Genomic DNA, 19,632 nt, shown 5'->3' on the forward strand with positions numbered 1-19,632 from the left:
TACGCTCCTGAATATGGATATGCACACTGTGGTGGTGGGGACGTCCGGGGTCACCGCGTCCGACGTTCTCGCCGTTGCGCGCGGCGGTGCCCGCATCGAGCTGTCGGCCGAGGCGGTGTCGGCCCTGACGGCGGCCCGGGAGATCGTGGACGCCCTGGCGGCCAAGCCGGACCCGGTCTACGGCGTCTCCACCGGCTTCGGAGCCCTGGCGACCCGGCACATCAGCCAGGAACTGCGCGCCCAGCTGCAGCGCAACATCGTCCGCTCGCACGCCGCCGGCATGGGACCGCGGGTGGAGCGGGAGGTCGTGCGGGCCCTGATGTTCCTGCGGCTCAAGACCGTCTGCTCGGGCCACACCGGCGTGCGGCCCGAGGTCGCGCAGACCATGGCCGACGTGCTCAACGCCGGGATCACCCCGGTCGTCCACGAGTACGGCTCGCTCGGCTGCTCCGGAGACCTGGCCCCGCTGTCCCACTGCGCCCTCGCCCTCATGGGGGAGGGGGAGGCGGAAGGGCCCGACGGGCAGGTCCGCCCCGCCGGTGAGCTGCTGGCCGCGCACGGGATCCAGCCCGTCGAGCTGCGCGAGAAGGAGGGCCTGGCCCTGCTCAACGGCACCGACGGCATGCTCGGCATGTTGATCATGGCCCTCGCCGACCTGGACACCCTGTACAAGTCCGCCGACGTCACCGCCGCCCTCAGCCTCGAGGCGCTGCTCGGGACCGACAAGGTGCTCGCGCCGGAACTGCACGCCATCCGCCCGCATCCGGGGCAGGGCGCCTCCGCCGCCAACATGCTCGCCGTCCTCAAGGGCTCTCAGCTCACCGGGCACCACCAGGACGACGCGCCCCGCGTCCAGGACGCCTACTCGGTGCGCTGCGCCCCGCAGGTCGCCGGCGCCGGACGGGACACCCTCGCGCACGCCCGGCTCGTCGCCGAGCGGGAGCTGGCCTCCGCCGTCGACAACCCGGTCGTCCTGCCCGACGGCCGCGTGGAGTCCAACGGCAACTTCCACGGCGCCCCCGTCGCCTACGTCCTGGACTTCCTCGCCATCGCCGCCGCAGACCTCGGCTCCATCGCCGAGCGCCGCACCGACCGGCTTCTGGACAAGAACCGCAGCCACGGACTGCCGCCGTTCCTCGCCGACGACGCCGGCGTCGACTCGGGGCTGATGATCGCCCAGTACACGCAGGCCGCGCTGGTGAGCGAGATGAAGCGGCTGGCCGTACCCGCCTCCGCGGACTCCATCCCGTCCTCCGCCATGCAGGAGGACCATGTGTCCATGGGCTGGTCGGCCGCGCGCAAGCTGCGTACCGCCGTCGACAACCTCACCCGGATCGTCGCCATCGAGCTGTACGCCGCCACCCGCGCCATCGAGCTGCGCGAGGGCCTCGCCCCGGCGCCCGCCTCGCAGGCCGTGATCGACGCCGTGCGCGCCGCCGGCGTGCAGGGGCCGGGGCCGGACCGGTTCCTCGCGCCGGACCTGGCCGCCGCCGACGCCTTCGTCCGCAGCGGCTCGCTCGTCGCCGCGGCGGAGACGGTCACCGGGCCGCTGCAGTAACGGTTGTGCCAAGGGGCCCTGTGCGGCCACAGGGCCCCTCTCTGCGCTGTCAGCGGGTCACTTCAGCTTGGCCGCCTGGGCCTTGACGACCGCGGCCGGCACCGCGTAGGCCTTCTTGGCCATCATGGCGCCGATGTTGATGGTGGTGTACGACGCGACGTTGTTGCCGTGCCGGACCACCTGCACGTGGACCGGGGCCGTGTCCCCGTCCTCCATGTCGCTGGTCGCGGCGAAGGCCACCGACTCGTCGCCGGTGCCCGAGGACTTCTCCTCGGCGACCTTGGTGAATTTCGCCTTGTCACCGGCCTGGTCGCCCGTGAAGCCGCCCGCGCAGGCCTTCACCGCGTCGGACACCGACTGCAGGGCCTTCTCGGCGCCGTCCCCGTCGTACGAGGACAGGATGACCACCGTGGTGTCGAGGTCCATCGAGTCCTTGAGCGCGTCCTCGAACTTGCCGTCGGCCAGGTCGTCCATGGAGGTGGCGTCGTCCGTGGGGTCCTTCTTGGCCTCCTGGACCATGCGGTTGGTCTCCGCCGCCGGGGCGCCCGGCGCGATGCCCGTCATGACGCGCAGCAGCGGGTCGCACTGCGCGTCGGCCGCCTTGACCTTGCTCTTGGCGGGCGTACCGCCCTCGACGGCCTCGACCTTGTACCCGGACACCTCGCCCTTGGCGAGGATCAGGTTCTTCAGCTCGGCGGCGCTCAGCGCCTTCGCGGCCGGCTTCGCCGCGTCCGCCCCCTTGCCGTCCCCGGAGCCCTTCGACCCGTTGTCGGAACAGCCCGTGATGAGGGCGAGTGACAGTGCGCCGACGGCGGCAGTGGCGCACAGTCGCACGCCCGGTGATCTCTTCATGGACGGACTATGCGTGTACCGTCAAAGGATCGTCAAGCGCGATTAAAGGCCGAGGCGTTCCCGGCGCACCGAATACACCACGAATCCGGCACCGATCGCGAGGAACGCGCTGCCCGCGATGACGTACGGCGTGGTGTCGAAGCTGCCGGTGTCGGCGAGCCGCGTGGTGTCCGGGACTTCGCTCGTCGTCGCCTCGGTCACCGCCTTGGCCTGCTGGGTGACCTGCGTGGTCGAGGTGACCGCGGCCGTCTGCGCCGTCGCTCTCGCCGGGCTGTCCTGCGACGCGTTGGCGGACGGGACGAACCACAGGGCGCACAGCAGCGTCCCCGCGGCGGTGGCGGTCAGCAGCGGACGGCGAGCGGATGACACGGAATATCGATCCCCTTGTGACGCTGGCGAATTGGCCGTGTGGGGCGATGTTAGTGAAAGTCGCGGGTCACAGGAAAGTCACGGGAGGTTTCAGTCGTACTCTCGCGCCATGAGCGAAGAAGAGACATCACGGTTTGTACGGCTTCGGGTGGAGGTGGTGCTCGAAGTTCAGGACGACGACGAGGTGACCAAGGCCGCACTGCGCCGGCTCGCCGCCGATCCGGAGCTGCCGCAGGAGGAGCGGACCCACGCCGAGAGCGCTGTGACGGAAGACACCGCGGAGGCCCTTGCCTATCTCGTCGACCCGTTCGACCTGGTCAGCGAGGTGCCCGGGGTGGAGCTCCAGCAGGCCTCCTGGTCCACCGAGCGGATCGAGTACGACCCCGACTCGCCCGACTGGGATCTCGACGAGGATGATGGGGCGGACGACGGCGAAGAAGAGGACGGCATCGGCTGAGCGTCCCGGGGCACCCAACGACCCCGGACGGCAACCGCCGTCCGGGGTTTCGTCGTCTCAGGGGGGCGCACGGACCGACTCCCGCACCACCTGCCTCGGGCGGACGTGGTGCGCCTAACACATGCGGGCCATGTGGAACGGGATGGATCGTTCGTAGCGTTGATGGTTCGAGGGGACTCTCGGGGTTCGCGATTTCGGCAGTGATGGAGAAGCGTGTGATGACGGACAGTAAGCGGCGCAAGGGCCTGACGGTCGCGTCCGCACTGCTCGGCGGGGTACTGGCCCTCACCGGATGTTCCGGCGGCGGCGACGGCAAGGCCACGGACAACGGAGACAGCTCGCAGGCCAAGGTCGACGAGGCGGCGGCGAAGAAGTCCTCCGAGGCGCAGATCACGATCACGCCCAAGGACGGCAGCAACAACGCCTCGATCAACAACTCCGCCACCGTCAAGGTCGCCAAGGGCACCCTCACCGGCGTCACCATGACGACCGAGGACGGCAAGGCCGTCCCCGGTCAGCTCTCCGCCGACAAAAAGAGCTGGAAGCCCAGCGTCCAGCTGGCCCGGTCCACCACCTACAAGGTCGCCGCCGAGGCCAAGGACTCCCAGGGCCGCACGGCCAACGAGAACGCCTCCTTCACCACGGTCTCCCCGGCCAACAGCTTCATAGGCACCTACACCCCCGACAACGGCACCACCGTCGGCGTCGGCATGCCGGTGTCGATCAACTTCGACAAGGCGATCACCAACAAGGCGGCCGTGCAGAAGGGCATCACGGTCACCTCCAGCACCGGCCAGGAAGTCGCCTGCCACTGGTTCAACGCCAACCGCATGGACTGCCGCCCGGAGCAGTACTGGAAGGAAGGCTCCACCGTCACCCTGAAGCTGGCGCTCGACGGCGTCGAGGGCGCGCCCGGCGTCACCGGCGTGCAGCAGAAGACGGTCACCTTCCACATCGGCCGCAACCAGGTCTCCTACGTCGACGCCAAGACCAAGCAGATGAAGGTCACGCAGGACGGCAAGGTCGTCAAGACCATCCCGATATCCGCCGGCGCCCCCGACCACACCACGTACGAGGGCCAGATGGTCATCTCGGAGAAGTTCAAGCAGACCCGCATGAACGGCGCGACGGTCGGCTTCAAGGACTCCGACGGCAAGGGCGAGTACGACATCAAGGACGTGCCGCACGCCATGCGCCTGACCACCTCCGGCACCTTCATCCACGGCAACTACTGGGGCGCTCCGTCCGTCTTCGGCAACGTCAACACCAGCCACGGCTGCGTGGGCCTGCAGGACAAGAAGGGCGCGAACGACCCGAGCACCCCGGCCGCGTGGTTCTACGCCCACTCGCTGATCGGTGACGTCGTGGTCGTCCAGAACACCGGCGACAAGACCGTCGCGCCCGACAACGGCCTCAACGGCTGGAACATGGACTGGGCGCAGTGGAAGGCCGGTTCGGCCGTCTGACAGCCCGCTCACAGCTCCACCGGTGCCGCCCCGAGGGGCGGCACCGGTGTTTCCGGGGCGGACACAGTCTTCTCATCCGTCTCTTAAGCCGGCCTCAGCGAGCCATCACGTGCCGTCCCTAGCTTGCGGCGCATGTTCTTCACCTACCTGAGGCGCGAACTGCGCCGCCGCAGAAAGGCGGCCCTCGTCGTCGCCTCAGGCCTCGCGCTGGGCATCGCCCTGGTCATCGTGGTCAACTCCGTGTCCAGCGGCATGGGGAAGGCCCAGGACAAGGTGTTGCAGTCGCTGTACGGCCTGGGTACGGACATGACGGTCACGAAGGCGTCGACGCCGAGCGCCAGTGGCTCCCAGCGCCCGCGCTTCCGGTTCGACGCGCGGGGCAACGACGACGACTCCCAGCAGAGCAGCGACCGCGTGGTCGTCCAGGGCTTCACCACCCTGGCCTCCTCGACCGTCACCGAGGTCGCCCACCAGAAGGGCGTCTCCTCGGCCGCCGGCGGGCTCAGCCTCAGCGTGATCAAGGTCAGCGGCCAGTTCACCCGCGGCCAGTTCCAGCAGAACGGGGGCGGCGGCTTCTCGCGCGGCGGCGGCAACGGCCGCCCGCAGGGTGAAGTCAAGGGCGGCGGCGCCGACTTCGACATCAACCAGTACACCGTCTTCGGCACCGACGTCACCAAGGCCGGCGTCGGCCCGCTGACCTCCTCGAAGATCACCAGCGGCCGCGGCTTCAAGAGCACCGAGACGAACGCCGAGGTGGCCGTCGCCGACTCCGCCTACGCCAAGACGAAGAAGTACAAGGTCGGCTCGACCGTCACCGTCAAGGGCACCAAGTTCAAGGTGATCGGCATCGCCACCGCCGGCAGCGGCGACTCCGCGGCCAACCTCTACATCCCGCTGAAGCGGGCCCAGACCCTCGCGGACCAGAAGAACAAGGTCACCACGATCTACGTCAAGGCGGCCGACTCCCAGCAGATCGGCACCGTCAAGAGCGCCATCCAGAAGAACGTCTCGGGTACGACGGTCACCACCTCCGCCGACCTCGCCAAGACCGTCTCGGGCTCCCTGTCCACCGCTTCCTCTCTCGCCACCAAGGTCGGCAGGTGGCTGTCCATCGCGGTGCTCGTGGCCGCGTTCCTGGTCGCCGGCCTGCTCACCTCCTCCGCGGTCTCCCGCCGGGTGCGCGAGTTCGGCACGCTGAAGGCCCTGGGCTGGAAGTCCGGGCGGGTGACCCGGCAGGTGGTCGGCGAGGCGGTCGTCAACGGCCTGGTCGGCGGCGCCCTCGGCATCGCCCTCGGCCTGGCGGGCGCGTACGCCGTCACGGCCGTCAGTCCCAGCCTCCAGGCCCAACTCGGCGGAGGCGGAGGCGGCGGCGGCTTCGGCGGCGGCCCCGGCGGCGGTGGCTTCGGCGGCTCCGGTCGGCCCACGGCCAAGACCCTCGAGGTGGCCCTCACGGCACCGGTCAGCGTGACGACCATCGCCCTGGCCGTCGCCCTGGCGGTGGCGGGCGGCCTGACAGCGGGAGCCTTCGGCGGCTGGCGAGCATCCCGCCTCCGCCCGGCGGACGCACTGCGGCGCGTGGAGTAACGGCGCGCAAGGGCAGGGGGATCGCCCCCACCCGGGGGCGCGAGGAACTGCGCGACCAGCCCCACGGACCCGCAGCGAGGAACGACGCGCACCGCCCCCGAACCCTCCGTAGGAGCCACGCACATGTACGAACTGAAGAACGTCACCAAGCACTACACCCGAGGCAAGGACTCGGTCCACGCCCTCGACGGAGTCGACCTCACCATCCCCGACGGCGACCGCCTCGTCATCCAGGGCCCCACCGGCGGCGGCAAGTCCACCCTCCTGCAGATGCTCGGCGGCCTCGACCGCCCCACCTCCGGTCAAGTGACCCTCGACGGCACCGACCTGTCCAAGCTCAGTGAGGCCCGGCTGACCAGGGTCCGCAGCGAGAACATCGGCTTCGTCTTCCAGTCCTTCAACCTCATCCCGACCCTCACCGCGCAGGAGAACGTGGAGACGGCCCTCGTCCCCCTGGGCGTCAAGGTGAAGGAACGCCGCGAACTCGCGGCGCAGGCCCTGCAGTCCGTCGGCCTCGGCGAACGTCTCGCCCACCTGCCCTCCGAGATGTCGGGCGGCCAGCAGCAGCGGGTGGCCATCGCCCGGGCCCTCGTCAAACGGCCGAAGGTGCTCCTCGCCGACGAGCCGACCGGCAACCTGGACGAGGACATGCGCGACGAGATCATGGACGTACTCGAACGCCTGTGGAAGGAGCACGGGCTGACCTTCATCATGGTCACCCACGACTCGGCGATCGCGAAGAAGGCCCCGCGGCTGGCCACCATCCGCAAGGGAAGGATCACCGTGACGGAGAACGCAGGCGCCTGACGGTGTGCAAGGCGGCGCACACGCACGGAGTTTCCCGATTCTGTAACAGTGTCCCGCCCGGCGCGTAACAGTTCCGGCTAGCGCTTTCTCACCCTCCTCTCCTCTATTGAGCCGCTGATCACCCCCCGGCATACTGCGTGGTCCGGGGGGTTGACGTGCAGGTGTACGAGACTCCCCCCGGCCGGGTGAATGGGGATTCGCCCGGCACTTCATCTCCAGGGGGAGAACTTGCGCAGACAAGTGAAAAGAGCAGCTGCGGCCACGGTGGCCACCGCCGCAGCCGTCGCCCTCGCAGCGGGTATGACCAGCCCCGCGTCGGCGAAGCCCGAGCAGCGTGTCTCGGCCGCTGCCTCATCGCTCACCGCCAAGCACCACGTCACCCTGATCACCGGCGACCGTGTCGCCCTCGACGCCAAGGGCCGCGTCGTCGGCCTGCAGCGCGCCAAGGGGCGGGAGCACATACCGTTCCAGGTCCGCAAGGCCGGCGGACACACCCTGGTCGTCCCGGCCGACGCGGCCCGCCTGGTCGCCACCGGCAAGCTGGACCAGCGGCTGTTCGACGTCACCGAGCTGAACAAGGCGGCCACCCGCCGGGCCCAGAAGAACGGCCTGAAGGTCATCGTCGGCTACAGCGGCTCCGCCGCGGCGACGAAGGCCGAGGTGCGGGACGCGGGCCGGCTGCGCCACAGCCTCAAGGCGCTGAACGCGGACGCCGTGCAGACCCCGGTCAAGGACACCGCCGAGCTGTGGGACGCCGTCACCAACGGCGACAGCACCGCCTCCGGCATCGCGCACGTCTGGCTCGACGGCGTCCGCAAGGCGTCGCTCGACAAGTCCGTGCCGCAGATCGGCGCCCCGGTCGCCTGGGCCGCCGGCTACACCGGCAAGGGCGTGAAGGTCGCCGTCCTGGACACCGGCGTGGACACCACCCACCCGGACCTGAAGGACCAGGTGATCGCGTCCAAGAACTTCACCGCCGCAGCCGACGCCACCGACCACTTCGGCCACGGCACGCACGTCGCCTCCATCGTGGCGGGCACCGGCGCCAAGTCGGGTGGCAAGTACAAGGGTGTCGCACCGGACGCCAAGATCCTCAACGGCAAGGTGCTCGACGACACCGGCTCCGGTGACGACTCCGGCATCCTCGCCGGCATGGAGTGGGCGGCCGCGCAGGGCGCCTCCGTCATCAACCTGAGCCTGGGCGGCTACGACACGCCCGAGATCGACCCGCTCGAGGCCGAGGTCAACAAGCTCTCCGCCGAGAAGGGCGTCCTGTTCGCGATCGCCGCGGGCAACGAGGGCCCCCAGTCGATCGGTTCGCCGGGCAGCGCGGACGCGGCGCTCACTGTCGGCGCCGTCGACAAGAAGGACAAGCTGGCGGACTTCTCGTCCACCGGCCCGCGTGTCGGCGACGGCGCCATCAAGCCGGACGTCACCGCGCCCGGCGTGGACATCACCGCCGCCGCGGCCAAGGGCAGCGTCATCGACCAGGAGGTCGGTGAGAAGCCCGAGGGCTACCTGACCATCTCCGGCACCTCGATGGCCACCCCGCACGTCGCGGGCGCCGCCGCGATCCTGAAGCAGGAGCACCCCGACTGGGGCTACGCCGAGCTGAAGGGCGCGCTCACCGGCTCCGCCAAGGGCGGCAAGTACACGCCGTTCCAGCAGGGTTCGGGCCGTATCGCGGTCGACAAGGCCATCAAGCAGTCCGTGATCGCCGACCCGGTCTCGGTCAGCTTCGGCACCCAGCAGTGGCCGCACACCGACGACAAGCCGGTCACCAAGAAGCTGACGTACCGCAACCTCGGTGACAAGGACGTCACGCTCACCCTGTCCAGCACCGCCACCAACCCCAAGGGCCAGGCGGCTCCGGCCGGCTTCTTCAAGCTCGGCGCGACCAAGGTGACCGTCCCGGCGCACGGCACGGCCACCGTCGACTTCACGGTCAACACCAAGCTGGGCGGCACCCTCGACGGCGCCTACTCCTCCTACGTGACCGCGACCGGCGACGGCCAGAGCATCCGCACGGCCGCCGCGGTGCAGCGCGAGGTGGAGTCGTACGACGTCACGCTCAAGTTCATCGGCCGTGACGGCAAGCCCGCCCCGGCCTACGACGCCGACCTGACCGGGGTCGGGGGTCTCGCCAACGGCCAGTGGCTGAACCCGTACGACAAGTCGGGCACGGTGAAGGTGCGCGCGCCGAAGGGCACGTACATCCTCAACAGCTCGATCTGGGTGAACCCGGACGACGCCACCAAGGGCATCGACTGGATCGCCCAGCCGAAGCTGACCGTCTCCAAGAAGCAGACGATCACGGTCGACGCGCGCAAGGCCAAGCCGGTGGACATCACCGTCCCGGCCACGGGCGTCAAGTCCCAGTTCGCCTCCCCGGAGTACGACGTCACGACCGCCGACGGCGAGTACGGCTACGGCTGGTTCCTGGACTCGTACAAGAACTTCCGCACCGCCCACCTCGGCGCGGCGCTGCCCTCGGGCACCCTGCGTCAGCAGTGGGACGGCCACTGGACCAAGGGCGCGACCGAGGAGTACGACGTCACCTCGGGCGGTCCGGTCAAGCAGCTCGCCACCGGCTACACCAAGCACTACAAGGCGGCCGACCTGGCCACGGTCAAGGCCCGGCTCGGTGCCGCCGCGAGCGGCAAGAAGGGCTCCGTCAGCGCGGTCGGCTGGCTGCCCGACAGCTCCGGCGCCTCCTCCATCGGCATCCCGCAGAAGATCCCCGGCACCCGCACCCTGCACCTGTCCGCCACCGGCGGCGTGAAGTGGGAGCTGGAATTCGAGCAGGACGGCGGCGTCGACCAGGACGGCTTCCCGATCGCCGAGGCGGGCTACGGGCTCGGCAACCAGACCTTCAAGGCCGGCAAGTCGTACACGAAGACCTTCAACACCGCGGTCTTCGGCCCGCACCTCAACGCCGACCTCGGCGTCTTCCGTGACGGCAACGAGATCTACGGCATGGTGCCGCTGTTCGCCGACGGCGCCAAGCACTCCGGCTCGTCGCTGTTCTCCAAGGTGACCACGACCCTGTACCGCAACGGCACCAAGGTCGGCTCCAACAACGACCCGCTGTTCGGCGACGAGACCTTCAAGGTCCCGGCCGGCGACGCCGCGTACAAGCTGACCACCTCGGTGCGGCGCTCGGCCACGGTCTCCGAGGCGTCCTCGCGGATCGACGCGGCCTGGACGTTCCGCTCCAAGAAGCCGTCGGGCGGCTCTGCCAAGCTCCCCGTCTCGGCCCTGCACTTCGGCGCCACGACCGGCCTGGACAGCCGAGTGGAGGCGGGCAAGAAGATGACCTTCCCGGTCACCGTCGAGGGCGCGGCGGCGGGCCGCAACCTGAAGTCGCTGGCGGTGTACGTCTCCTACGACGGCAAGACCTTCACGAAGGTCACCGTCCACGGCGGCAAGATCACCGTGAAGAACCCGGCGAAGAACAAGTCCCTCTCGTTCCGCGCCAAGATCACCGACAAGAAGGGCAACACGTCGACGATCACGATCTACGACGCCTACTTCGGCAAGTGAGCCGGTAGCCGCACGTAGTCACGGCCGAGGGCACCCGGAGCACCGTCTCCGGGTGCCCTTCGTGCGCCCGGGCCCGTGTGCGTGCGAGCGGGCCGACGTACAGTCCGTGCGTGACCGCTGCCATCACCGCCATGATCACCGCCGTCGTCGGCGTGCTCGGTACCCTCCTCGCCCCGGTGCTCAGCCAGCGGCAGGCCGACCGGCGGCGCGCCGAGGAGGAGCGGCGGGCGGAGCGCAGGCGGCTGTTCGAGGAGCGGCGGGAGGCCTACACCGCGATGAACCGGGCCTCCCGGCAGTTCCACACCCTGCTCAAGGACGCCCTGCACCGGCTGCGCGACGGCGTCTACACCGAACAGGACCGCGAGCAACTGGAGGAGGCGCGACGCGAGTACCGGGACCGGTACGCGCAGGCGCAGATGGTCGTGCCCGAGAAGATCCTGGACGCCTCCCGCGCCGTCAACACCGTGCTCGCCGGCATCGACGCCGCCGTCAAACGCCTCGACCGCGATCTGGCCCGCGAGGGCGAGTCCGCCGAGAGCGCCCTGATCCAGCTCAAGGACGCCGAGCCCCTGCTGACCGCCATGCGCCGCCTGATGCGCTCCGACCTCGGGATCGAGGACCAGCGGGACCAGGGAGACCAGGGGGCTGGGCGGCAGCGGGACTAGGCGGACGGCACGGGGCGGGCCGCGTCCGTGCCCCAGCTCGCCAGCAGGCGCAGGGACTCGGCCGACGTGGAGCCCGGTTCGGCGTGGTAGGTCACCAGGGCCTGGTCGGTGTCGTCCGTGACGCGGAAACTCTCGAAGTTCAGCGAGAGATCGCCGGCCAGCGGATGGTGCAGCCGCTTGACGCCATGGCTCTTCTCCTTGACGTCGTGCGTCGCCCACAGCCGCCGGAACTCCTCGCTCTTGACGGAGAGTTCACCGACGAGCGCGGACAGCCGCGGATCGTCCGGATAGCAGCCCGCGTCCATGCGCAGCGCGCAGACGATGTCGATCGCCTTCTGCTCCCAGTCCACGAACAGATCCCGGTACTCCGGGCGCAGGAAGACCAGCCGCGCCCAGTTCCGCTCGGCCGGCGGCAGTTGCGACCAGTCACCGAAGACCGCGGCCGCCATCCGGTTCCAGGCGAGGATCTCCGAGCGCCGGCCCACGACGTACGCCGGCACACCGTCCATCGAGTCCAGGAGCTGCCGCAGCGTCGCCCGCACCTGCTGCTGCCGGGCGGCGGGCTTCTTCTTGTGCGTCTTCGGTCTGGCCAGGTGCGTGAGGTGCGCGTGCTCCGCGTCGGTCAGCCGGAGCGCGCGGGCGATCGAGTCCAGCACCTCCGCCGAGACGTTGCGCCCGTTGCCCTGCTCCAGCCGCGTGTAGTACGCCACCGACACCCCGGCGAGCTGGGCCAGTTCCTCCCGGCGCAGTCCCGGCACCCGGCGGTGCCGCCCGAAGTCGGGCAGGCCCACGTCCTCCGGCTTCAGCCGGGCCCGCCGGCTGCGCAGGAACTCGCTCAGCTCGGCCCGCCGGTCCAGGGGCCGGCCGGCGGCAGCCGCGGAATCCGGCTGTTCGTCCATGGGCCCAGTATCCGTGATCGGCGCCTGGTCGTACGCACGCAAGCCTGACCCCGCCAGTGGTACGCACGGCGGTCGTACGCAACGGCGTGCACTGGGTGGCGGGCGGGGCATGCGGCAGCCTGGAAGACGTACCCGGCCGCAAGGCCGCCGGGCACACCAGACCTGCTAGGAGAACCCTCGGCATGACCACTGTTGCTGCGTACGCCGCGCCCGCCCCCAAGGCTCCGCTGGAGCGGACCACCGTGGAGCGGCGCGCGGTCGGCGAATTCGACGTCCTGATCGACATCAAGTTCGCCGGTATCTGCCACTCCGACATCCACCAGGCCAAGGACGGCTGGCGCCCCGGCATCTTCCCGATGGTCCCCGGCCACGAGATCGCGGGCGTCGTCTCCGAGGTCGGTTCGGGTGTCACGAAGTACGCCGTCGGCGACCGCGTGGGTGTCGGCTGCATGGTCGACTCCTGCCGCGAGTGCGACAACTGCAAGGCCGGCCTGGAGCAGTACTGCTCCACGGGCGGCACCGTCTGGACGTACAACTCCGTCGGCAAGGACGGCGAGCCCACCTACGGCGGCTACTCCGAGAAGATCGTCGTCGACGAGAACTACGTCGTCCGCATCCCCGACGGGCTGGCCCTGGACGTGGCCGCGCCGCTGCTGTGCGCCGGTATCACCACGTACTCGCCGCTGCGGCACTGGAACGCCGGCCCCGGCAAGAAGGTCGCCGTCGTCGGCCTCGGCGGTCTCGGCCACATGGGCGTGAAGATCGCGCACGCGCTGGGCGCCGAGGTCACCGTGCTGTCCCAGTCCCTGCGCAAGAAGGACGACGGTCTCCGGCTCGGCGCCGACCACTACTACGCCACCGGCGACCCGGAGACCTTCGAGAAGCTGGCGGGCACCTTCGACCTCATCCTCAACACCGTCTCCGCGCCGCTCGACTTCGCCGCGTACCTGTCCCTGCTGCGCACGGACGGCACCATGGTGAACGTCGGCCTCCCCGAGGAGCCGGTGCAGATCGTCCTGCAGTCGCTGTTCGGCAACCGCCGCAGCCTGAGCAGCTCCGGCATCGGCGGCATCGCCGAGACCCAGGAGATGCTGGACTTCTGCGCCGAGCACGGGCTGGGCGCGGAGATCGAGGTCATCGGCGCCGACCGGATCAACGAGGCGTACGACCGCGTCCTCGCGAGCGACGTCCGCTACCGCTTCGTGATCGACACAGCCACTATCTGACCGCCCGCCCCGGGCCCCCGGCGGGCAGCCGCCGGGGGGCCGGCTGGGGCGGGTCGGTCACGCCAGGGCGAACTGCTCCCCGGAGCGGTACGACCGCACGGTCACGCCCTCGCCCTCACCGGGCCGTACGACGTGCACCCGTCCCGTCCCGGCCACCCGGCACGCGCCGTCGCCGACGTCCACCACGGTGTTCTCGTCGACGGCGACGCCCCAGGGTGCCTCGCCCCGCTCCACGGTGGCGACCAGGCGCGGCAGCGTGCCCCACTGGGCGGCGTGCACGTCCACGGTGAACGGCACGAGGCCCAGACCCGGCCGCACCTCGATCTCCGCCAGGTCCTCCCCGGTCTCCTCGGGGCACACGGGCACCCCGTCCGCCAGCCACCCGCCGACCACCGCCCGCCGCGCGGCGACGGCGGCCCCCGCGGAGAAGCCCGCGTACGGCATCGCGCGCTCCTCCAGCAGTCCCGGCAGCCGGCCGGCGCAGCCGGTGAACGCCTCCTGGTACGCCGGCGTCAGCCCGCCGCACACCAGTAGCCCGTCCAGCCCCTCCAGCGCTCCCTCGGGCTCGAACCGACCGCCCAGCGGCACCAGCAACGGCACGGGCGCGCACTCCACACCCGTCTTCCGCAGCGCCGCCGCATACCGCTCGAACTGCGCCGGCCCGTCCCCCTCGTCGAGGACCACGCATCCGACCCGCGGCCCGCCCCCGCTCCCTGCGCCCGCCGCCCGCAGGAACGGCTCGTACACCTCCGGCGCGTCCCATCCGCCCCCGATGAGAAACGTACGACTGCTCATCCGGCTTCCATCCCCTCCCTGGTGCGCTGATGCGAGGGGTGAATGTACGGGGAAGGGACGGGCGGCGTCGCCGGAATTACCGGGTGCCCGGGTGCCGCGGACCGGGAGTTGCTCAGCCCGGCAGGCTCGCCGGGCTGCCGCCGTTGGCCTCGTAGCCCGCCACCGCCAGGGCGCGGTAGATCGCGAAGCCGGCGGCCGGGTCGTCGGAGAGCGTCCAGGGCAGGGCCCCGACGTGGCCGTCGACGTGTATGAGCTGGTCCATGGCCTCGGCCCAGCGCTCGGCGCGGACCAGGAAGAAGACCAGCATGTGACGGACGTGCGCGAGCACCGGGTCGTCCGGGTCGGCCGCGTGCACCGCGTGCAGCGCGCCGTGCATCGCCCGGGTGACGACCTCGCTCCGGTAGAAACTCCGGACCAGGTTCACCTCCGGCAGGTGCTCGAACACCGCGAACAGCGGCAGCGCGGCGAGCAGCGACCCCTCGGGGGCGCGGGCCGCGGCGGCCTCCGCGAAGGCGTACGCCTGCTCGCGCGAGCCGTGCCACTTCTCGCACCAGTAGTGCAGCGCCGCCAGATGGGCGCCCATGTGGTGGGGCGCCCGATCCAGCACGCTCATCCACAGCTTCTCGAACTCCGGCTGCGGATAGGCAAGGCCGCGCCCGATCGACAGCTCCACGATGTACGGCACCGGGTCGCCGGGGGCCAGCAGCGCCGCCTCGCCGCAGGCCCGCCGGGCCTCCTCCATGATGATCCGGAACTCGTCCGTGCCCGGCGTCGACGTACGCCACGCCTGCTGGACCAGGAACTCGGCGTGCACGGCCGCACCGCCCGCGTCCTTGGGCTGCTCGGCCCGCCACACCCTCAGCCACTGCCCGCCCGGCGTCTCGTGCACCCCGCCCGGCCGCTGCTGCAGCTCCAGCGCCGCAGCCCCGGCGAAGGCCTGCACACGCTGCCAGCGCGTCTCGCCCTCCGCCTCGGTGCCGGCCAGCAGCTGGGCCGCCGCCCGGTAGTCCTGGGTGCGCTGCACCAGGTCCAGGACGTCCAGCAGGTCCTGGTCCGGGCCGGGCATGCGCACGTCCAGCTCCTCCTGGCGCACGAATCCGTACGCCGCCGGGTCCGCCGCGTCCGGGTGCCCCGGCGGGACCAGCCCGACCGCCGCCCGCCTGCGCCGCAGGACCGGAAGCAGCACCAAGCTCAGCATGAGCAGCGCCATGAGCAGCCAGAGAATCGCCATGCCTCAAGCGAACCAGACGCCGCCGACACTTGGCCAACCCCGCCCGCCCGGCCTGTGGAGAACTTCCGCCGCGGCGTGCCGGGAGCGGTCCCCGAGCCCGTCTGGCGCCGCCCGGGCCGCGGGCGCACTACGCTCGGTGCACATGAGCGACAGGCACATCAGTCAGCACTTCGAGACCCTCGCGATCCACGCGGGCAACACCGCGGATCCCCTCACCGGCGCGGTCGTCCCGCCGATCTACCAGGTCTCGACCTACAAGCAGGACGGCGTGGGCGGCCTGCGCGGCGGATACGAGTACAGCCGCAGCGCCAACCCGACCCGGACCGCCCTGGAGGAGAACCTCGCCGCGCTGGAGGGCGGCCGCCGCGGCCTCGCCTTCGCGTCCGGCCTCGCGGCCGAGGACACCCTGCTGCGTACGCTGCTCACCCCCGGCGACCACGTGGTGATCCCCAACGACGCCTACGGCGGCACCTTCCGTCTCTTCGCCAAGGTCGCCACCCGGTGGGGCGTGGAGTGGTCCGTCGCCGACACCAGCGACCCGGCCGCCGTACGGGCCGCACTCACCCCGAAGACCAAGGCCGTGTGGGTGGAGACCCCCTCCAACCCGCTGCTCGGCATCACCGACATCGCCGCCGTCGCCCAGGTCGCCCACGACGCCGGCGCCCGGCTCGTCGTCGACAACACCTTCGCCACCCCCTACCTCCAGCAGCCGCTCTCGCTCGGGGCGGACGTCGTCGTGCACTCCCTGACCAAGTACATGGGCGGCCACTCCGACGTGGTCGGCGGCGCGCTGATCGTCTCCGACCAGGAGCTGGGCGAGGAGCTGGCCTACCACCAGAACGCGATGGGCGCCGTCGCCGGCCCCTTCGACTCCTGGCTGGTGCTGCGCGGCACCAAGACCCTCGCCGTGCGCATGGACCGGCACAGCGAGAACGCCACGAAGATCGCCGACATGCTCGGCCGGCACGCGCGCGTGACCAGCGTTCTCTACCCGGGCCTGCCCGACCACCCGGGCCACGAGGTCGCCGCCAAGCAGATGAGGGCGTTCGGCGGCATGGTGTCCTTCCGCGTCGAGGGCGGCGAGGAGGCCGCCGTCGAGGTGTGCAACCGGGCCCGGGTGTTCACCCTCGGCGAGTCCCTCGGCGGGGTCGAGTCCCTCATCGAGCACCCCGGCCGGATGACGCACGCCTCCGCGGCCGGCTCCGCCCTGGAGGTGCCCGCCGACCTGGTGCGCCTGTCCGTCGGCATCGAGAACGTGGACGACCTGCTGGAGGACCTGCAGCAGGCCCTGGACGGCAAGTAGCCGCCGTCACCAGCCCACGACCGGTGGAGTCGTCTGCGACGGCGGCTCCACCCACGGGTGGGCGTCGGCCGCCCACACGCTGAACGCCACGACGGCCGTGAACAGCAGCAGCCACAGCACGCGCCGCACCAGCCGCCGGCGGCGCAGCAGACGCTCGCCGCGGCGCAGGGCCTCGCCGTACAGCTCGGGCGGCACCGGCCCCGGCGCCTGCTCCAGGATCCGCCGTACGGCGGCCTCCCGCTGGGGACGGTTCACCCGGACCTCCCGCCCGGCCGCCGCCTCACGACGGGGCCACCTTCGCACCGGCCGCGCGCGGGAGTGGCGTCCGGCCCGGATGCAGCACGGTGGCCGTCGCCCGGTCGCAGATGCTGTGCACCCGCTCCACGGGCAGCCCGAGCAGGGCCGCCGTCTGCTCCTCGGCGACGCCCTCGTACATCCGCAGCACCAGGATCAGCCGCTCCTGCGGGGCCAGCGCGCACAGCGGGCTGCGCGGGTGCGGGCGGGCGCGGCCGAAGGCGCCGTACTGGTGCCAGGCCCCGCGCGCGAAGCGGATCGCCAGGTACTGGCGGGCGCAGTCGTAGGGGTCCTCGCCGTGCAGCCGGTCCCAGCGGGCGTACGTGTGGGCGAGCGCCGGTGTCAGCAGGCGCCGCGCGCGCGGATTGTCGTCCGGGGCCTCCGCGGTGAGCAGTGTGGCGGCATGCAGCAGCCGCCCTGCCGCGCCCGCGACGAACGCCTCGAACTCCCGGGCCCGGCGGGCATCTCGGGATGCCTGCCGATCACGCACCGCACCTCCCCCTTGCGGCGGCCCTGTCCGGTACGCGACGGCCGCGTCGCGCACCACGCAGGACCCGGTCTCATATGAGGCCAGCGGCGGCCCGGGGTCAAGACCCGTGACCCCACGCGTGCGGCGCGGACGGTCAGGAGGCGGGCGGCTGCTCCGCGGCCGGCACCCCCTGGACGGACATCCGCGCCGACAGTGCGGTGTTGAAGCGCGTCAGGAGCGCGCAGAACTGCTCGCGCTCCTCCGGCGCCCAGTCGTGGGTCAGCTCGGCCATCAACTGACGCCGCGAGGAACGCACTTCCTCCAGCCGCGAAGCACCGCGCGGCGACAGCTGCAGCACCACGGCCCGCCCGTCCTCCGGGTGCGAGGTGCGCTTGACCAGCCCGGTGTCGACCAGGGGCGCCACCTGCCGGGTCACCGTGGAGGAGTCGATCCCCATGCTCGCGGCGAGCGCCTTGACGCCCATCGGGCCTTCCTTGTCCAGGCGGTTCAGCAGCAGGTAGGCGGCACGGTCCATGGAGTTGCGCACCTGCCCCACGCCGCCGAGCCGGGTCTGTTCGGCACGGCGGGCGAACACCGCCACCTCGTGCTGGAGGACGTCGAGGAGACCGGTGTCACCGACGGTCGTCATGTCCATCGACATTTCAGGTGTTGTGGGCATGGCCGGAGGCTCGCTTCATGAAGGGCTGCTGGGTTGGGGGACAGGGTACGCGGCCCGGGGGCGGCCCGTACCGGCGCTGCGCAAACCCGTCCCGGAGCTTGGTCACACCCGCCGTGTGCGACCGTGAACTGCGAGACTTGCGTCATGAGCTACCGCACGGCCGGTTCCCTGCGCTCCGTCACCCTCGACGATGTGCGCGGAGCCCAGAAGATGCTCTCCGGTGTGGCCCGCGTGACCGCGATGGAGGGTAGCCGGCACCTGTCCCAGCTGGTCGGCGCGCCGGTCCACCTCAAGTGCGAGAACCTGCAGCGCACCGGCTCGTTCAAGCTGCGCGGCGCCTACGTCCGGATCGCCGGGCTGCTGCCCGAGGAGCGGGCCGCCGGCGTGGTGGCCGCGAGCGCCGGCAACCACGCCCAGGGCGTGGCGCTGGCCTCCTCCCTGCTGGGCGTGCACGCGACGGTCTTCATGCCGAAGGGCGCACCGCTGCCCAAGATCAGCGCCACCCGGGACTACGGCGCCGAGGTGCGCCTGCACGGCCAGGTCGTCGACGAGACGCTGGCCGCCGCCCAGGAGTACGCGGCCCAGACCGGAGCGGTGTTCATCCACCCCTTCGACCACCCGGACGTCATCGCCGGCCAGGGCACGGTCGGCCTGGAGATCCTGGAGCAGTGCCCGCAGGTGCGCACGATCGTCGTCGGCATCGGCGGCGGCGGGCTCGCGGCCGGGATCGCGGTGGCGGTGAAGGCGCTGCGGCCGGACGTCCGGATCGTCGGCGTGCAGGCGGCGGGCGCGGCGGCCTATCCGCCCTCGCTCGCGGCCGGGCATCCGGTGACGGTGGAGCACCCGGCGACCATGGCCGACGGCATCAAGGTGGGGCGGCCGGGCCTGGTGCCGTTCGAGATCGTCGCCGACCTGGTGGACGAGGTGCGCACGGTCAGCGAGGACCAGCTCTCGGCCGCGCTGCTGCTGTGCCTGGAGCGGGCCAAGCTGGTGGTGGAACCGGCCGGTGCCAGTCCGGTCGCCGCCCTGCTCGGCGACCCCGGTGCCCTCCCGGGGCCGGTCGTCGCGGTGCTGTCCGGCGGCAACGTCGACCCCGTGCTGCTGCAGCGGGTGCTGCGGCACGGCATGGCCGCGCAGGGCCGCTATCTGGCCGTGCGTCTGCGGCTGACCGACCGGCCGGGCGCCCTCGCCACACTCCTCGGGGTGCTGTCCGTGGTCGACGCCAACGTCCTCGACGTGAGCCACGTACGGACCGACCCCCGGCTCGGGCTCACGGAGGCGGAAGTGGAGCTGCACCTCGAGACGAAGGGCCCGGCGCACTGCGTCGAGGTCGGCCAGGCCCTGCGCGAGGCGGGCTACACGGTCATCGACTGAGGCCGGCCCCGGCCGGGAACGCTCCGTGTCACTCCTTCGGGGAAACCCATTGAGACACGCG

18 protein-coding genes are annotated in these 19,632 nt (G+C 71.3%); 10 read left to right on the plus strand and 8 right to left on the minus strand.

The window, feature by feature from the left end; genetic code table 11:
- Positions 1-19: 19 nt before the first annotated feature.
- A complete protein-coding gene (hutH, locus tag ACZ404_RS22520; RefSeq protein ID WP_468442657.1) occupies positions 20-1,558 on the plus strand; it encodes a histidine ammonia-lyase in 1,539 nt (512 codons plus the stop codon).
- A 57-nt stretch (positions 1,559-1,615) separates the two neighbouring features.
- Here hutH and ACZ404_RS22525 read toward each other — a convergent pair whose 3' ends face one another.
- A complete protein-coding gene (locus ACZ404_RS22525) occupies positions 1,616-2,410 on the minus strand; it encodes a hypothetical protein (protein ID WP_468442542.1) in 795 nt (264 codons plus the stop codon).
- Positions 2,411-2,452: 42 nt separating this feature from the next.
- Entirely contained in the window at positions 2,453-2,779 is a 327-nt protein-coding gene (locus ACZ404_RS22530) for an LPXTG cell wall anchor domain-containing protein (protein WP_468442543.1), read from the minus strand.
- A 109-nt stretch (positions 2,780-2,888) separates the two neighbouring features.
- Here ACZ404_RS22530 and ACZ404_RS22535 point away from each other — a divergent pair, with 109 nt between their 5' ends.
- The 6 genes from ACZ404_RS22535 (at position 2,889) to ACZ404_RS22560 (ending at position 11,301) form a co-directional block, all read left to right on the plus strand.
- Complete coding sequence (locus ACZ404_RS22535; protein ID WP_468442545.1) at positions 2,889-3,236, plus strand: hypothetical protein; 348 nt, start codon at positions 2,889-2,891, stop codon at positions 3,234-3,236.
- A 218-nt stretch (positions 3,237-3,454) separates the two neighbouring features.
- Positions 3,455-4,702 (plus strand): L,D-transpeptidase, encoded by a 1,248-nt coding sequence (locus ACZ404_RS22540; protein WP_468442547.1) that lies wholly within the window; start codon positions 3,455-3,457, stop codon positions 4,700-4,702.
- 132 nt (positions 4,703-4,834) lie between these two features.
- The gene (locus ACZ404_RS22545) at positions 4,835-6,286 is read left to right on the plus strand and encodes an ABC transporter permease (protein ID WP_468442549.1); all 1,452 of its coding nucleotides are present in this window, start codon (positions 4,835-4,837) and stop codon (positions 6,284-6,286) included.
- A gap of 123 nt (positions 6,287-6,409) precedes the next feature.
- Positions 6,410-7,093 (plus strand): ABC transporter ATP-binding protein, encoded by a 684-nt coding sequence (locus ACZ404_RS22550; protein ID WP_468442551.1) that lies wholly within the window; start codon positions 6,410-6,412, stop codon positions 7,091-7,093.
- Between the two features lie 240 nt (positions 7,094-7,333).
- On the plus strand, positions 7,334-10,636 hold the full coding sequence (locus ACZ404_RS22555) for a S8 family peptidase (RefSeq protein WP_468442553.1): 3,303 nt from the start codon (positions 7,334-7,336) through the stop codon (positions 10,634-10,636).
- 110 nt (positions 10,637-10,746) lie between these two features.
- Positions 10,747-11,301 carry a hypothetical protein gene (locus ACZ404_RS22560; RefSeq protein WP_468442555.1) on the plus strand — a complete coding sequence of 185 codons (555 nt, stop codon included), beginning with the start codon at positions 10,747-10,749 and terminating at the stop codon, positions 11,299-11,301.
- Here the strand turns inward: ACZ404_RS22560 and ACZ404_RS22565 are convergent.
- Positions 11,298-12,200 (minus strand): helix-turn-helix domain-containing protein, encoded by a 903-nt coding sequence (locus ACZ404_RS22565; RefSeq protein ID WP_468442557.1) that lies wholly within the window; start codon positions 12,198-12,200, stop codon positions 11,298-11,300. The two genes, ACZ404_RS22560 and ACZ404_RS22565, sit on opposite strands and share 4 nt — an antisense overlap.
- Positions 12,201-12,382: 182 nt before the next feature.
- Between ACZ404_RS22565 and ACZ404_RS22570 the strand changes: the two genes are divergently transcribed.
- Entirely contained in the window at positions 12,383-13,426 is a 1,044-nt protein-coding gene (locus tag ACZ404_RS22570; RefSeq protein WP_468442559.1) for an NAD(P)-dependent alcohol dehydrogenase, read from the plus strand.
- Between the two features lie 57 nt (positions 13,427-13,483).
- Here ACZ404_RS22570 and ACZ404_RS22575 read toward each other — a convergent pair whose 3' ends face one another.
- Entirely contained in the window at positions 13,484-14,221 is a 738-nt protein-coding gene (locus ACZ404_RS22575) for a type 1 glutamine amidotransferase family protein (RefSeq protein ID WP_468442561.1), read from the minus strand.
- Positions 14,222-14,333: 112 nt separating this feature from the next.
- The gene (locus ACZ404_RS22580; RefSeq protein ID WP_468442563.1) at positions 14,334-15,452 is read right to left on the minus strand and encodes a hypothetical protein; all 1,119 of its coding nucleotides are present in this window, start codon (positions 15,450-15,452) and stop codon (positions 14,334-14,336) included.
- Between the two features lie 142 nt (positions 15,453-15,594).
- Here ACZ404_RS22580 and ACZ404_RS22585 point away from each other — a divergent pair, with 142 nt between their 5' ends.
- The gene (locus ACZ404_RS22585; protein WP_468442565.1) at positions 15,595-16,755 is read left to right on the plus strand and encodes a cystathionine gamma-synthase; all 1,161 of its coding nucleotides are present in this window, start codon (positions 15,595-15,597) and stop codon (positions 16,753-16,755) included.
- Positions 16,756-16,761: 6 nt separating this feature from the next.
- Here the strand turns inward: ACZ404_RS22585 and ACZ404_RS22590 are convergent, their stop codons facing one another.
- The 3 genes from ACZ404_RS22590 to ACZ404_RS22600 form a co-directional block, all read right to left on the minus strand.
- Positions 16,762-17,010, minus strand: coding sequence for a hypothetical protein (locus ACZ404_RS22590; RefSeq protein WP_468442567.1), 249 nt, complete (start codon positions 17,008-17,010; stop codon positions 16,762-16,764).
- Between the two features lie 25 nt (positions 17,011-17,035).
- Complete coding sequence (locus tag ACZ404_RS22595; RefSeq protein WP_468442569.1) at positions 17,036-17,539, minus strand: sigma factor-like helix-turn-helix DNA-binding protein; 504 nt, start codon at positions 17,537-17,539, stop codon at positions 17,036-17,038.
- Positions 17,540-17,672: 133 nt separating this feature from the next.
- On the minus strand, positions 17,673-18,179 hold the full coding sequence (locus ACZ404_RS22600) for a MarR family winged helix-turn-helix transcriptional regulator (protein WP_468442659.1): 507 nt from the start codon (positions 18,177-18,179) through the stop codon (positions 17,673-17,675).
- Between the two features lie 162 nt (positions 18,180-18,341).
- On the opposite strand from ACZ404_RS22600, the gene ilvA reads away from it, so the two are divergent.
- A complete protein-coding gene (gene ilvA / locus ACZ404_RS22605) occupies positions 18,342-19,571 on the plus strand; it encodes a threonine ammonia-lyase (RefSeq protein ID WP_468442571.1) in 1,230 nt (409 codons plus the stop codon).
- Positions 19,572-19,632: the final 61 nt, after the last annotated feature.

The sequence above is a fragment of the Streptomyces sp. NPDC030798 genome (assembly GCF_055572275.1).